General features: G+C 60.8%; 12 protein-coding genes. 9 read left to right on the forward strand and 3 right to left on the reverse strand.

The genetic code is table 11. From position 1 onward, the window contains the following. Positions 1-205 precede the first annotated feature (205 nt). The 7 genes from ACNA0J_RS25150 (at position 206) to ACNA0J_RS25180 (ending at position 9,257) form a co-directional block, all read left to right on the forward strand. Complete coding sequence (locus ACNA0J_RS25150; protein ID WP_415821640.1) at positions 206-2,062, forward strand: CocE/NonD family hydrolase; 1,857 nt, start codon at positions 206-208, stop codon at positions 2,060-2,062. A gap of 142 nt (positions 2,063-2,204) precedes the next feature. Further along, positions 2,205-2,696 (forward strand): cell division protein, encoded by a 492-nt coding sequence (locus ACNA0J_RS25155; RefSeq protein ID WP_415821641.1) that lies wholly within the window; start codon positions 2,205-2,207, stop codon positions 2,694-2,696. A 66-nt stretch (positions 2,697-2,762) separates the two neighbouring features. Beyond that, positions 2,763-4,205: a TIGR01777 family oxidoreductase gene (locus ACNA0J_RS25160; protein WP_415821642.1), complete on the forward strand. Its 1,443-nt coding sequence runs from the start codon at positions 2,763-2,765 to the stop codon at positions 4,203-4,205. 12 nt (positions 4,206-4,217) lie between these two features. Further along, positions 4,218-6,656: an alpha/beta hydrolase gene (locus tag ACNA0J_RS25165; RefSeq protein WP_415821643.1), complete on the forward strand. Its 2,439-nt coding sequence runs from the start codon at positions 4,218-4,220 to the stop codon at positions 6,654-6,656. 133 nt (positions 6,657-6,789) lie between these two features. Continuing rightward, positions 6,790-7,047, forward strand: a complete 258-nt coding sequence (locus ACNA0J_RS25170) for a FeoA family protein (protein ID WP_415821644.1) — start codon at positions 6,790-6,792, stop codon at positions 7,045-7,047. Beyond that, entirely contained in the window at positions 7,040-8,863 is a 1,824-nt protein-coding gene (gene feoB, locus ACNA0J_RS25175; protein WP_415821645.1) for a ferrous iron transporter B, read from the forward strand. Before ACNA0J_RS25170 ends, feoB begins: the two co-directional genes overlap by 8 nt. A gap of 73 nt (positions 8,864-8,936) precedes the next feature. Continuing rightward, the gene (locus tag ACNA0J_RS25180; RefSeq protein ID WP_415821646.1) at positions 8,937-9,257 is read left to right on the forward strand and encodes a DUF6587 family protein; all 321 of its coding nucleotides are present in this window, start codon (positions 8,937-8,939) and stop codon (positions 9,255-9,257) included. A gap of 82 nt (positions 9,258-9,339) precedes the next feature. Here ACNA0J_RS25180 and ACNA0J_RS25185 read toward each other — a convergent pair whose 3' ends face one another. After that, positions 9,340-10,320, reverse strand: a complete 981-nt coding sequence (locus ACNA0J_RS25185; RefSeq protein WP_415821647.1) for a Bug family tripartite tricarboxylate transporter substrate binding protein — start codon at positions 10,318-10,320, stop codon at positions 9,340-9,342. Between the two features lie 52 nt (positions 10,321-10,372). Continuing rightward, positions 10,373-11,848 carry a sulfatase-like hydrolase/transferase gene (locus tag ACNA0J_RS25190; protein ID WP_415821648.1) on the reverse strand — a complete coding sequence of 492 codons (1,476 nt, stop codon included), beginning with the start codon at positions 11,846-11,848 and terminating at the stop codon, positions 10,373-10,375. A 166-nt stretch (positions 11,849-12,014) separates the two neighbouring features. Between ACNA0J_RS25190 and ACNA0J_RS25195 the strand changes: the two genes are divergently transcribed. Beyond that, entirely contained in the window at positions 12,015-12,920 is a 906-nt protein-coding gene (locus ACNA0J_RS25195; protein WP_415821649.1) for a LysR family transcriptional regulator, read from the forward strand. Here ACNA0J_RS25195 and ptrR read toward each other — a convergent pair. Next, positions 12,917-13,795: a putrescine utilization regulator PtrR gene (ptrR, locus tag ACNA0J_RS25200; RefSeq protein ID WP_415821650.1), complete on the reverse strand. Its 879-nt coding sequence runs from the start codon at positions 13,793-13,795 to the stop codon at positions 12,917-12,919. The genes ACNA0J_RS25195 and ptrR overlap by 4 nt on opposite strands. Before the next feature lie 120 nt (positions 13,796-13,915). On the opposite strand from ptrR, the gene ACNA0J_RS25205 reads away from it, so the two are divergent. Continuing rightward, positions 13,916-15,298: an aldehyde dehydrogenase family protein gene (locus ACNA0J_RS25205; protein WP_415821651.1), complete on the forward strand. Its 1,383-nt coding sequence runs from the start codon at positions 13,916-13,918 to the stop codon at positions 15,296-15,298. The last annotated feature ends 11 nt before the right edge of the window (positions 15,299-15,309 follow it).

The following is a 15,309-nucleotide window of genomic DNA, read 5'->3' on the forward strand; positions in this document are numbered from 1 at the left end:
CGATGACGCCCCCAATCACCGTTTTCGAAGATTCGCCCTCTATATCATGCAGTTACCCGATCAGCAGCAAACATCATTTTTTCCTATGCCAGCATCGAGATTGCATATTGGCGTCACAAAAGAGCCCTGCCTAATATGAGGGCAAAGCCGCGATGGCCGGCTCGTCATTGCGGCCTCGTTTCACGAGCAGCCAACAGGATATTCGATGCAGCCCTACACCAAGAACGAAGACCTCGCCTGGGTCGTCCCTCCCCAAGCCTATGCCGATGCACGGCCCGCCGATTACCGGCTGTCCACGCCTCAGTCTCGTTATCTGACCATGCGCGATGGCTGCCGCTTGGCTGTCGATATCTATATTCCGGAAAACAACTCAGCAGCTCCTGACGATCGAGCGCCGGCGCGTTTTCCGACCATCGTGCTTTTCACGCCCTACTATCGACGCTTCAAGCTAAAAGCCGGCGGCAGCGGCGAATGCGCACCGAATACCGCTAAATTTCGGGATTACTTCGTGCCGCGCGGCTATGCCGTCGTCGTCATTGACGTACGAGGCACGGGTGCCAGTTTTGGGACACGCGATAGCTTTCGATCGCCGCGCGAACGCGATGACAGCTACGAAGTCGTCGACTGGATTGCTGTCCAGCCGTGGTCCAATGGCGTGGTCGGCGCCACGGGGATTTCGTACCTAGGCGCGGCGTCGGACTTTCTCGCCAGCACTCGCCATCCGTCGGTAAAAGCCATAGCGCCGTTGTTTTCTGTCTGGGATACCTACACCGACAATTATTTCCCCGGTGGGATTCAACTCAAAGCCCTGACGCAGAGCTATGACGACTTGATGGTGGCGCTCGACCACGATCGCCGCGATATGCTGCATCGGTTCGTCTACTATGCGAACCCCGATTTTGAAGGACCGCAACCAGTTGATGAAGACCCAGACGGCGTGTTGTTGCAGGAAGCGATCCATCAGCATTTGGGCAATTTCCGCCAGACTGAATTCATGCCCGAATTCCGTTTTCGCGAAGACCCCCTGCCCTACGACCCTACGTTCAGTTCTGCCACCTTCAGCCCCTACAGCCTGGCGGCACAGATTCCCGAGGACGTGGCGGTGCTCTCCGTCTCGGGTTGGATGGATGGAGGCGGCTATATGAATGGCGCGATTTCCCGCTACCTGACCCTGTCAAAGAATCCCCGGCATCTGTTGCTGGGTCCTTGGGACCACGGAGCCCGTATCGACATTTCTCCGTGGCGCACCACCCAGATGGCGGATTTCCCGTGGCTCGCGGAAATCTTGCGGTTCTTTGACCATTACCTGCTCGGTATGCAGACTGGCCAGGAAAGCGAGGATCCTATTCACTACTACGCACTGCATGCAGAACAGTGGCGTGGCGCAGCAGAATGGCCTCCGTACCAGGAGTCGGAAACGCGCACGAGCTACCTGCGCCCGAACAACACCCTGGACGCTACTGCGCTGGCCACACCCTCGCACCGTGACTACCAAGTCGATTTTTCGATCGGCACAGGCGCGGGCACACGCTACGAGCGCATCGCAGCGATCAATAGCACCGAGTACTACCCCGACTGGCAAGGCCGCACAGACGCGATGTGCAGCTTTACGTCTGAACCGTTGGCGGTGCAGACTGAGTTGGCAGGCCATGTCGTAGCGGACCTCTGGATCAGTAGCAGCGAACCTGACGCAGCACTTTTTGTTTACCTGACCGAGATCGAAGCCGATGGAACAGAACGCTATGTCACGGAAGGCATTTTGCGCCTGCTGCATCGCAAAGTATCGCCCTGCCCGGCCGGCTACCGGACGACATGGCCGTTCCGATCTTTCCGCAAGGACGATGCCTCGCCCGTAATCCCAGGTCAGTTCGAACAAATCGCCCTGCCTCTGTTGCCAACGGCATGGCGTTTTTCCGCAGGCAGCCGTATCCGCCTGTCGATCGCAGGCGCAGACAAAGATCATTGCGGACAAGTCCCTCATGGCAGGCCGCCTTTGCTGAAAATCGGAACTGGCGGGAACCATGGATCGCGGGTGAGCTTGCCTTTGCGCGAAGTGAAGTAAGTCCACTCCGCGCAGCCAGCATGAATGGGGTGCCGCTCGGTGTTGCACGCCCTGGGTCGGTCCGCTCCGTCTGATCAAGCACTGAGCAGCATGTAATCGGTACACTTGCGTTATTAAAAGAACGCTCGCGGATCCGAATACGATGTTTCCTCCCCATGACCTTCGGCGTATGCTGGTTGCCTGGCTTTATGCAGCGGCCCTGGTGCACTTGCTCGCCGGTCTCACCCTGACATGGGCAGGCCACACTGGGCTGCTTGATGAATATGTCCACCATATCGGACATGCGTTCTGGGATGCCGCACCACCCGCACCCGCGTATACGCAGCAAATCTGGTGGCTGGCCTTGTTCGGCGCGACACTGCAAAGCTATTCGCTTTATATGCTGGGACTGGTTCATATCGGCAACCGCTACAAGATCCCAGCGATCTGGGGCTGGATGATGATAGGCATCGCGGTCTGGGCTCCTCAGGATATCTGGATATCGCTGCAGGCGGGCATCTGGTCGCACCTGTGGGTCGACAGTTTTGCGCTATTGGTGTTGCTGCCCCCATTGTTTTGGCTGTACAGGCTGGATAAACGTGCAGAACTGACTACCGGCGCCCTTGATGTGACACCGGCTGGCGGTCCCTCCTGATGTCCGGCACCAACCTGACGTCCCGCCTCAAACAGCAATCGCACATCAACTGCATTTCATCTGATCATGCTTGAATTCTCGCCACTAGACTGGGCCCTCACGCTGCTGATCGCACAAGCGATTCTCGGCGCCCTGGACACCGTTTACCATCACGAATTGACGGTGGCGCTGCCCTATCGGTACGGCGCGCGGCTGGAGCTATCGATTCATGCCATGCGCTCTTGTTTTTACGGCGTCCTGTTTCTAGGCATGGCGCATTTCGCGTTTCAGGGCACGTGGGCCGTCGCGATTGCATTGCTGTTCTTCCTCGAAATCTGCCTGACGCTGTGGGATTTCGTGGTCGAGGATCGCACTCGAAAACTGCCCGCGATCGAACGCATCATGCATACCGTGCTGGCGATTAACGCGGGGGCATTTTTTGCCCTGTACGGGGCACAGCTGATGCAGTGGTATCAACTGCCCACTGCACTGGCGGCGGCCGATTACGGCTGGCGAGGCTGGATACTGACGCTTTTCGCGATAGGCGTCACGGCCTCCGGCATCCGCGACGGCATCGCGGCATTTCGCCTGCAACGCAAAGGCGCACCGCCCAATCCATTCATCGGTATCTCACATCGAAACGTCTTGATCACCGGCGGCACGGGGTTCATCGGAGAATACCTGGTCAATCAATTACTCGACGCCGGCCATGCCGTCACCGTGTTCACGCGTGATCCATTAAAGGCTGCATACTTATTCGATGGCCGCGCACGCTGCGTGCGCACCATTAACGCCTTGAGCCACAAGGAAGTCTTTGACGTCATCATCAACCTGGCGGGCGCCCCCATTGCCGGCGGCCCCTGGAGCGCCAGGCGCAAAGCGAAATTGCTGGCTAGCCGGGTCAACACTACCGAGGCCTTGATCGCCTGGTTGAACAAGGCACTGCACAAACCCGGACTCTGGATACAAGCATCGGCCATCGGGTTTTACGGCGTCCGCGATGCCAATGAAAGCCTTGATGAAAACGCCACGGCGGGCCAAGGTTTCATGGCCGAACTATGCGTGCGCTGGGAAGAGTCCGCGCAGCCTGTTCAGGCGCTCGGCATTCGGCAGGTCGTCATGCGCCTGGGCGTCGTATTCGGCCCGGGCGGGGCCTTGCTGCCGCTGCTGTTGCCGTTCCGGCTGGGATTCGGCGGCCGCATGGGCGACGGAAAACAGATCATGAGCTGGGTCCACCGCGAGGATGTTATCCAGATCATGGCCCGCGCCTTTAACGATACAACTCTGAGTGGCACCTACAACGTCGTAGCCCCCGATGCCCTGCCCCAGGCAGAGTTCGCGGCCAAGGCCGGCAAGATCCTCAAGCGCCCCGTTTGGCTGCATGTGCCTGCCGCCCCCGTACGGGCAGCAGCAGGCGAAATGGCTCAGCTGTTCTTTGATGGCCAGCGCGTCGTTCCCGTCCGGCTCACGCAGGCGGGATATACCTTCCGTTATCCGACAGTGGATAGCGCACTGCGCGACGTCGCCTAGCATCGCCCGCTCATGAGCAGCAAACCGATCCTGTATTTGTTAGCGGGCAATGGCGGCGCGGCGGACTGGTGGGATGATGCGCTGCCTCACTTCACGCAGTACCAAGCCGTGCCGTTGGAGCTGCCGGGTTTTGGCGACAACCCAGCGCCTCCCTGCGATGACCTGGCGGCATACGCCCGAGCCTTGCTCGACGCAACAGAGCGAGGCAGCGCCATCATGGCCGTCGGCGTCAACGCGCTGCTGGTGCTGCATGCCTTGCAACGGCAACCGGGCCATTTCAGCCGCAGCGTATTGCTCGCACCCGTCGGCGCGTTTTTGTGGCAACGGCGGCTGCCTGCGCTCATGTCCCCACGGCCACTACGCAAAGCCATCCATTGGTTGTTGTCGAACAAACCCACGCTGTTCGCAAAGAAATTTTCCAATCAGAGGTGGACTCCCCAGCAATACGCACGCATGGGCCGCGGATACGCACGCTGCCGCGCCTTTATCCCGTATTGGGATTTGGTGCGCGCCGACACGGCGCTGCCTTTGCTGGAATGGATTACCGATCCGATCGAACTGATCTGGGGCGATCAAGACAATGTATTGGGCATTGCACAGGCTGCCGCATGGTCTGCGATCCTGGCTCGTGCAGATCTGACCATCAGCCTGAAGCCTGGCTGGGGTCATTATCCCTGGATCGATGCGCCTGCAGAATTCGTATCGTGGTTGGAATCCGGCGAACGCGGTTTTGTCGCGCATACCAAGGGCGGACGCCTGCGTTTGGCAGCGCTGGCAGGACAAGCTGTGCCGCCAGCGCTATCACTCAATGATCCATACGACGAACGACTGCAGCCATTCCTGTTGAGTCAGCCCGACGCGGCCTGGGCAGTGCGTTCCTCCAGTTATGGAGAGGATCAAGCCGATGCGGCCAATGCGGGGATGCATCACACCTTTCTACGCGAACGCGCCGGCGATGTGCCTGCGCGTATCGCAGAGCTCACCGCCTCAGGCATTGAAGAGGTCGTCGTCCAACGCTTCATCACGCCTGTCATATCCGGCATCGCGTTTGTACGCCACCTATCCGTGGAACTGGAATGGGTAGAAGGACATCTGGAATCTCTGGCCGATGGCCGCGTCACGCCGCATCGCGCGATTCTTTCTCGCATGACGGCATCGTGGCGCGAAGGTGAATTTGCGCCATCGCATGGTCTGACGGCCGACATGCTGTGGGCATTCCTGCAAAAGGTACTGCGAACTTTTCATTACGTCGCGGGCGACGTCGAGTGGGCATGGGATGGCACTGAACTCTGGTTATTGCAATACCGCCCGATCAGCGACTATGGCTGGCGACGGCACTTGACTTCGGCCAACATTGCCGAAATTCTGCCACCGCAGCCCAGTCGATTCGTCGAGTACGCCCAACGCCGTGCGGCAGCGAGTATCCCCGCCATCATGGCGCGCTGGGACCCACGCGTCCTGCAAGACAACGAACCGTTCACCTCGGTGTATGGCGGTGCGTCTTACATCAACAACGACCTTTTTTTGGCCCGCTTGGCAGATTGGGGCGTTTCCTCCCAGAACTATGCTGACGAAGTCGGCGGCGCCACACCCATCCTGCCCTGGCGGCCACTGCGGTTACTGCGTTCCTTGCCCCTGTTCCTGCGCATGCAACGCATCGCCCGCCGGCATTTATTGACGCTGGAAAATGGATTGCGGCGCTTTGACCAAGAGCTCTCGATGCTGATGGCTCAAGACGCGAATGGCCAACAATTGGCTGACTGGTTCACGCGGTTTTACGTGTTTGTCGTCCAAGGCAATCTGTGTATCGCAACAGCTTTGGCCAGCAGCGGCGGCAGCATGCTGGGACGTCCACCGACCGCCTACGACAACCTCGACAACAGCCCGCACCGGCTGCCGTGGGAAACCGACCCCGCAACGCCGCGCCCCCCTGCTATTGATTTACCGTTGCAGGCCTTTCCCCATTGGTCCGCCAGCATTTCACTCGCTCATTCGATGGGTCTACCCGGCCTGCGAGGTTATTACCTGCAGGTCCGCGAGTGGTACCGCGACAACCTGATGCGCCTGTTTTTCAAGCTGCATCATACGATGCCCGCAGCCGACGGCGCATACTGGTTCGCGGCACATCCCGACATCCGTACCCGCAACGGGAGTTTCTGGCAGAACGGCAGCGACGGCACGGAACAAGCCGTGGGTTTCATGATCTACCCAGGACGCGCCCAGGGCATACTCGGTCAAGACATCCTGCTCGAAGAAACGCTGGACCCCGGCCGACACGCCGACTACCAGGCAGCCCAAGCCGTCATTGCCCGCATGGGCGGGCGCCTGTCTCACGGCTCGACGCTCTTGCGCGAACTGCGCAAACCCTCGGCAGTCCTGCCGCAGGTAGACATGACGTGGTTGGGCCGAAAAGTCCTGTATCAAGACGGCGAACTCTCATTGATTGAATAAATAAAGGCATCGGCCCGACGAGTTTGCGTTCAGCCACCTGTCAGACCCGACAGGTGCGTCAACTTGGCATGGAGAGAATTCCTAATCGAGAGTATATTTTGCGACTTATTCTCATTCCAAATTTTCTCTTCGCATGAATTCCCTGCGTTTGTCCGATCTTGCCTTGCACGACCGTGCCGTCGTCGAGCAAGTTCTCGACACCTGTCCCTCTGACCCCATTTCGGCACGATTACGCGATCTGGGGTTTGTAAGCGGCGAGCCTTTACGATTGACCGCAAAGGGCCCGTTTGGCGGCAACCCGCTGCTCATTGCCATCGGCACGACGCGATTTGCCTTGCGCCGTAACGAAGCCGAGCGTGTCATTGTTCGTCGCGAGGCGGCACATGACTGACTCCGCAATGCGCATCGCGCTGGTCGGCAACCCGAATGCCGGCAAAACCGCACTATTCAACCGCCTGACCGGCGCACGTCAGAAAGTTGCCAACTATGCAGGCGTCACGGTGGATCGCAAAGAAGGCCGTCTGTCCACGCCTGGCGGCCGCGCCGTACGCGTACTCGATCTGCCCGGCACGTATAGCTTTGAATCTGCCAGCGCCGACGAGGCCATCACGCTGGCCGTGCTCAGCGGACGCTATCGCGGTGAGGCTGTGCCCGAAGCAATCGTATTCGTGATGGACGCCACCAACCTGCGGCTGCACTTGCGCCTGTTGCTCGAAGTCCGCCGCTTGGGATTACCCACCATTGTCGCGCTCAACATGGTCGACCAGGCCAAACGCCTGGGCATCAGTATCGATGTCCCGCAGTTGTCGCAGCGCCTGGGAATGCCAGTTGTTGAAACCGTAGCGGTACGCCGAGACGGCACCCAGGCCTTGATCGCGCAATTGGAGCTCGGCATTCCACCCGTCTCGCCTCATCGCGACTCCGGTGATCTGCACGCGGATGTACGCGCCATCATGGCCGACGTCGTGCGCCTGCCGACGGACACCAAGACACTGGACGACCATATCGACCGCTGGACGCTGCACCCGGTATGCGGCTTGCTGATTCTCGCGTTAGTCATGTTCCTGACTTTCCAGGCCGTGTATGCGATAGGCAAGCCGATGACCGACGCCATTGCCGACAGTATGGAATGGCTGGGCCAGACGTTGACAGCCTCAATGGGCGACGGCCCGCTCAAAGGGCTGCTCCAGGAAGGCATCTTTGGCGGGTTGGGCAGCCTGCTCGGGTTCCTGCCGCAGATCTTGACGCTGTTCTTTTTCATTTTGGTCCTGGAGGAATCCGGCTACCTGCCGCGTGCCGCCTTTCTGCTGGATCGCGCCATGCTGGCCGTCGGCCTGAGCGGCCGCTCTTTTATTCCGTTGTTATCCAGCTTTGCCTGCGCCATTCCCAGCATCATCGGTACACGCAGCATCCCTGATCGCAGGGACCGCCTCGTCACCATCCTGGTCGCGCCTCTCATGACGTGCTCCGCACGGCTGCCGGTCTATGCCCTGCTGATCAGCGCATTCATCCCGCATCGCCTGTTGTTCGGTGTCTTTAACCTGCAGGGCGCCGTCCTATTCGCACTCTATGCGGGCGGGATTCTCGCCGCGCTAGCTGTCGCCTACGTTGGCAAACTGCTGCGGCGGCGTAATCAAGAAACGGCCCTGCTCATGGAACTGCCACCCTATCGCCTGCCCAAATGGCGCGATATCGGCATCGGTCTCTGGGAACGCATCTGGATATTCCTCAAACGGCTCACGGGCGTCATGCTGGCACTGACCATTGTGATGTGGTTCATTGCCAGTTTTCCCAGCGCCCCTGCCGATGCCACGAATCCGGCCATTGAATACAGCCTCGCCGGGATATTGGGCCAATGGATACAGCCGCTATTCGCGCCGCTGGGATTTAATTGGCAAATCACACTGGCCCTCATTCCTGCATTTGCCGCGCGTGAATCCGCCGTCGCGACCTTGGCGACGGTGTACAGCGTCGCCGAGGGCCAGGACGCGATGTTGGGCAGCATGCTCGCCGGTAATTTCTCTGTCGCATCGGCGCTCTCTCTCATGGTGTGGTTCGCTTTCGCGCCGCAATGCATGTCTACGTTAGCCATCATCAAACGCGAAACCGGGAACTGGCGCATCGTCGTACTGTCTTTTGCGTATATGTTCGTGCTGGCCTATATCGCGGCCTTTGTGACTTATCGTTTGGCGATGGCCTGGTTGTGATAATGACTGCAAAACACGCATTGGATCGCCGTATTCGCATGAACCGCGCGCTTTATCTTTATCCGAGTTGGCCATGAATCCCAATAGTCCGCTCTGGCAAACCCTCGTAATGCTGATCGTGCTCGCCGCCAGCATCATCGGGCTCATCCTGCACTTCGTGCCCAGCCTGAAAGGGCGTATACGCAATGGGCTGGGAAATTTGCTGAGCCAGACGTACATGCCCAAAGCCGCACAGCAGTACGCCGCACGACATCTGGTTGTAAAACAAAGCTCGGCATGCGGTTGCTGCTCTGGTTGCAGCAGCTCTCCTCCGCCTGCTGCGACTATTTCTTTGCATCCACGTCGCAGGGGCGAGGTGCCTTCAGCCCGCCCGGACGCCAAACCGGCGCCCTGACGGGGTTGAACTCTTCACTTGCCCCATAAGCCAGGCGCGTCTGCTCGCCCAAGGCCCGGCGAGGCCCTGGCCGGCTTGCGCGCTACTGTGCCAGCTTGAGCCCGCGCTCCTTCACCATAGCCTCGATGGATTGCCGCTGGTCCGCGATGAACGATGCGAACGCGGGGCCGTTTTGCGTGTTCAGCCCGATACCCAGCCCCTGTAGTTGTTTCTGCACTTCCGGATCTTGCGCAGCGCGCTGCAGTTCCTGCGCCAGCCTGTCCACGATAGGCTGCGGCGTGCCCTTTGGTGCGAACACGCCATGCCATGACACGAAGCGATAGCCCGGCACGCCGGCTTCGGACAGCGTGGGCGTATCGGGGAAAGCCGGCGAGCGGTCCGCCGTCACCGCGAGCAGGTCCAGCTTCCCGGACTTCACCAGCGGCGTGGCTGCTCCGTCGATCATTGCGTCCACCTGCCCCGACACCACATCCGTCAGCGCGGGCGCGCTGCCTTTGTACGGAATCGGCAGCATGTCCAGCCCCGTGGCACCGCGCAGCATTTCCATGGCCAGTTGGCTGGGCGTACCGTTGCCGCCCGTGGCGTATGCCATCTGGCCGGGATGCGCCTTGGCATGCGCGATGAAATCCTGGACCGACTTGAACTTGTATTTCGGGTTGATGACCAGCAGCAACGAAATGCTGGTCAGGCGCGATACGGGCGCGAAATCTGCCTGCGCGTCGTAGGAAAGGTTGGGCATCGACAGATGGTTGATGGCATGCGTGGCGATGTCGCCCAGCAGCAGCGTGTAGCCGTCGGGGTCGGCCTTGGCCGCCAGTGCCGCGCCGATGGATCCGCCCGCGCCCGGCCGGTTGTCCACGATGACGGACTGGTGCAGGGCATCGCCCAGCTTGCGTGCAAAGATCCGCCCGATCACGTCCGAGTTGCCGCCGGCGGGGTACGGCACGACCAGTCGTATCGGCTTGTCCGTCGGCCACTGCGCGGCGCGCGCGAAACTCGATGCCATCGCCAAGGCCGAGCAGATCGCCAGCATGCCGGCAGCCACCGCTTTTAATCGATTCATGATGTCTGTCTCCATTGTCATTATTTTGGCCGTACCGCCGCAGCGGGCACCGCTATCCCGGCGAACCTACCGTTCGCGTCGGGTCGCTTAGCGGCGGCTGCGGATAATGCAGGCCGCGCTGGCCGCCAAACGCGCGGTCGGCGCTGCCGCGTGCCGGGTCCGCCGCAACGCCCACCAGGCGTCCGTCCCTGATCCATGTGTCGTCCACGCCCCATGCCTCGCGCACCAGCACCTGCTCCAGGCGCCGCCGCACCTCGGCGTAGCCGGATACGCCCGCCAGGTCGCGGCATTCGTACGGGTCTTCCTGGAGGTCGAACAACTGCAGCACGTTGCCCGCGGGATACCAGATCAGCTTGTGACGCCCGTCATGCGCCATGCGGGTCGCGAGTACGTTTTCCTTGCACTCGCCGTACAGAAAGTCGCGCCGCTGCGCGCCCACCATCGGGATGCCTTCGACCGTTTCGGGTACGGGCAAGCCGGCCAGCGACAACAGCGTGGGCATCACATCCTGCAGGCCCACCAAGCGGTGATCGACGTGTCCCGCCGCCACGCGCGCGTCGCGGGCGGTATCGACCAGGATCATCGGCACTTGCGCCGAACCTTCGTAGAACAGGCGTTTGGCCCATAGCCCGAACGCACCCAGCATGTCGCCATGGTCGCCGGTGACCATGATGATGGTGTCGTCCAGCAGGTTCTCTTCGCGCAGCGTGCCGATCAGCACCCGCAACTGGTGATCGATGTGCGTACAGAGCGCATAGAACGCGCGCCTTATGGCCTGCAGGTCCGGGTCGGAGCTGCGGATGGGCCAGTGGTCGCGGATGCTTTGCAGCGCGGGGGGCAACGCGCCCTGGTCCCAGTCGGCTTGCGGAGGCAGATCGATACGTTCGCGCTCGTACAGGTCCAGATAGCCGGCCAGCGGAACCAGCGGCGGATGGGGATGCGTGTAAGACACGTGCCAGAAGCCCGGGCGGCGCGGGTCACGCCGCTTGATCATTTTGGCGGCTTCGCGCGTGGTCCAGTTGGTGACATGCAGTTTCTCGGCAAGATGCCAGGGCCGGTATATGTAATCGTTGTTGTTCATGCCGTGCAGGTATTGCTCGCCAGCGGCGCCCTGCTCGGCCAGGAACATGTCATAGTCATCCACCGCACCCAGTTGCGGCCGCCCTTCCTCGGCTAGCAGGATGTCGTCAAAGCCGATCCGGTCGCGCTGCGGGTACAGGTGCATCTTGCCCACGGCATAAGCCTGATAGCCTCCATCGCGAAACGACTGTGCAAGCGTGGGCAGTGCGGGCATTTCCTGCGCGGGAGCGAAGTTGCGGTCGCCGTGCTTGCGGGGCGACGTGCCGGTCATGATCGTGCGGCGCGCGGGGATGCAGATGGGACACTCCGAATACGCACGCGGGTATCGCGTGCCCAGGCGCGCCAGTTGGTCGAGCGTAGGAGTCTGAATGACAGGATGGCCGGCGCTGCCCAGCAAAGCGCCGGGCCACTGGTCCACCATGACGAGTAATACGTTTGGACGAGGCATATGTTTCCTGGATGCGGCATGCCACCGCGAGGCCGGGCCTCTGGATGGCCGGCGAATCCCGCGGGAGCATGTGAATGGCCTAGTCTAGGTGGCCGTTCTTCCGTCCACAAGGGGTATGCCAGGAAGATCAGATATACTTTTTTAGTTATATCAGCCAGGAGTGGCGATGGCGCTTTCGATCGATCAATGGCGTCTGTTCGTCCAGATCGCGGACCATGGCAGCCTGACCAAAGTGGCCACCATGCGCGGCGTCGCGCAATCTGCGATCAGCCGGCAGCTATCGGCCATGGAAAGGCAATGCGGTGGCCGCTTGTTCCACCGCACCGGACGCGGCGTCGCGCTGACGGAGTCCGGCCAGCAACTGTATCCGCGCGTGCTGGCCTGGCTCGAAGAGGCCGACGCTCTGGGCAGCGACGCCGCTCGCGCAGTGGACCAGCCTGCCGGCCTGGTGCGGGTAGGCGTGCTGTCATCCATCAGCCACGAATGCCTCTCGCACGCCTACGACCAGGTCCGTCGCCTGCATCCGCACATACGGCTGCGCATCCGCGACGGGGTGGGCAGCGCAGTAGGCGAATGGCTGGACAATGGCGACATCGACATCGGCATCCTGATGCGCAGCGGCCGCGACAACCGCCGTCGTGAAAGCATCCTGTTCACCGCGCGGCATCTGCTGGTGGGCGCGCCGGGCGATCCGGCGACTCGCAGCACAACGGTGCCTTTCGCCAGCCTGCAGGGGCTGCCGCTGATACTGGCCGGGGCGCCCAGCGCCTTCCGGCGGCAGATGGATCAAATGGCCCGCCGCATGGGCGTGACGCTGAACATAGCGCTGGAATGCGATTCACTGCAGATCCAGAAACACATGGTGCTGCGCAACGGACTGTACGCCGTGCTGGCCGAACATGCGGTCACGCGCGAATGCGCGAACGGCGAACTGCAGGGCTCGCTGATCGTAAAGCCCTCGTTGACGCGCAGCATTACGCTGGCCATGTCGGAGGTGCGCCCGATGACGCTGGCTTGCCGCGAGGTAGCGCATATCCTGCGAAACAGCCTGGAAAAGCTCGGCCAGCCCTAGGCGGCAGCGGCTACCGGCGCATGTTCCTGCAATAACGCCGCAAACGCATCCAGCGCCCGCGAAACCGTATCGCTGCGCCAAACCAACCACGTCGGCAACACCGAAAACGCGCCATGCATAGGCCAGGCAGTCACCGACGTATACCCCGGCATGCTTTCCAGCATCGCTCGGGGCATGATCGCAAGGCCGCCACCCGCACTGACACACGCCAACATACTGTGATACGACTCCAGCTCCCGCACTTTACCGGGAATGGCTTTGTCAGCTGCGAACCATTTTTCGAAATGATGGCGATATGAGCAGTTTTGACGAAACACATAGATCGCCTCGCCAGCCGCATCGCGGCCACGGCGAATCGGTGCGTGCTGAATGGGCGCAATGACGACCATTTCCTCCTCAAAGACGGGGACACCTCTGAGCGCAGGATGATTGATCGGACCATCGACAAGCGCCGCCACCAGACGGCCGTCCAACACCCCATCGATCATCGGCCCAGACGGCCCGGTAGCCAGATCCAGCTCCACCTTGGGATAACGGCCATTGAACTCAGCCAGCACAGCAGGGATACGAACCGCCGCCGTGCTTTCCAATGCACCGATAGGAAACCAGCCCGCAGGCTCCGTGCCGGAAACCGCCGTACGCGCCTCCTCGACCAAGCCGAGAATTCGCTGTGCATAGTCCAGAAAATTATGCCCCGTGGCCGACAAACGCAGCCGATTGTTCTCGCGGATGAACAGGTCCACCCCCAAGTCCGACTCCAGTTGTTTGAGCCGGGTGGTCAGGTTAGAGGGCACACGGTGCACCGCCTCAGACGCCGCGGCAATGCTCTTGTGCGCCGCAACGGCACAGAAAATCTCCAGCTGAACCAAATCCATCGGTTTCCCCTCTCCGCAGACATTCTCGATTCGAGAAAGAAACGATTATAAATATTCAGTTTTATAAACTCCATCCGCCGCGTATTCTGCCGGAAGTCGAATTCCTTGGAGACCGCTCTCATGGCCAGCAACACGCACGCAATATCCCTGAACCCGGCTACCGGCGAACAAATCGGCGCCTACGCCTTTGGATCCGCTGCCGACCTGGAAACGGTGCTTTCCCAAAGCGCCAAGGCCTATACCAGCTGGCGCCGCACGCCTCTGGATGTGCGCAGCGCCGCGCTGGCCCGGCTAGGACAGGCCTTGCGTGCGGACACTGATCGTTTGGCAGGCATGATCACTGCCGAAATGGGCAAGCCTATTACCCAGGCACGCGGCGAAATCACCAAATGCGCCGGGTTATGCGACTGGTATGCAGAGCACGGCCCCGCCATGCTGGCCAGCGAGCCCACCCAGATTGAAAACGACAAGGCCAGGATTGAATATCGCCCGCTGGGCCCGATTCTGGCCGTAATGCCGTGGAACTTCCCGATTTGGCAGGTGATTCGCAGCGTCGTACCTGCACTGCTGGCGGGTAACACCTACATCCTGAAGCATGCCCCCAACGTCATGGGCAGCGCGTATTTGCTGCGCGAAGCGTTCGGCCGTGCGGATTTCCCGCAAGGCGTGTTCGAAGTCGTCAACGTGCAGAACGACCTCGTCTCACAGGCGATTGCCGACGACCGCATCGCCGCCATCACGTTGACCGGCAGCGTCCGGGCTGGCTCGGCGATCGGCTCGCAAGCCGGCTCTGCCCTGAAAAAATGCGTGCTTGAACTAGGTGGTTCGGATGCATTCATCGTCTTGGCCGATGCCGATCTGGACGAAGCCATCCGCGCCGCCGTCGTCGGCCGCTTTCAAAACACGGGACAAGTTTGTGCAGCCGCCAAACGTTTCATCGTCGAAGACAGTGTTGCGGACGCCTTTACAGAAGGCGTTGTCGCCGGCACCAAAGCACTGGTCATCGGCGACCCCACTGACCCGTCGACCTATATCGGCCCCATGGCCCGTTACGATCTGCGGAACGAACTCGATGCGCAAGTACAACGCACACTGTCAGAGGGCGCGAAACTGCTTGTGGGCGGACAGAAGATCGATGGCCCGGGCAACTACTATCAACCAACTGTGTTGGCAGATATCGTCCCTGGCATGACCTCGTTCCGTGAAGAAATCTTCGGTCCCGTGGCATCCATCATTCGCGCCGCCGATGCCCGCAATGCCCTGGAACTGGCCAACAACAGCCAATTCGGCCTGACCGCCAGCGTCTTTACCAAGGATCTCGCAGCGGCACAGCAGATCGCGGCCGATCTGGAAGTCGGCGGCGTATTCATCAATGGCTACAGCGCCAGCGATGTCCGCGTCGGATTCGGCGGCGTCAAGAAAAGCGGCTTTGGCCGGGAACTGTCCCACTTTGGCGTGAGAGAGTTCTGCAACGCACAGACTGTGTGGTTCGATCGCAAGTAATCCATGGCGAG

The sequence above is a fragment of the Bordetella tumbae genome, assembly GCF_965139195.1.
GTDB lineage: Bacteria > Pseudomonadota > Gammaproteobacteria > Burkholderiales > Burkholderiaceae_B > Bordetella_A > Bordetella_A tumbae.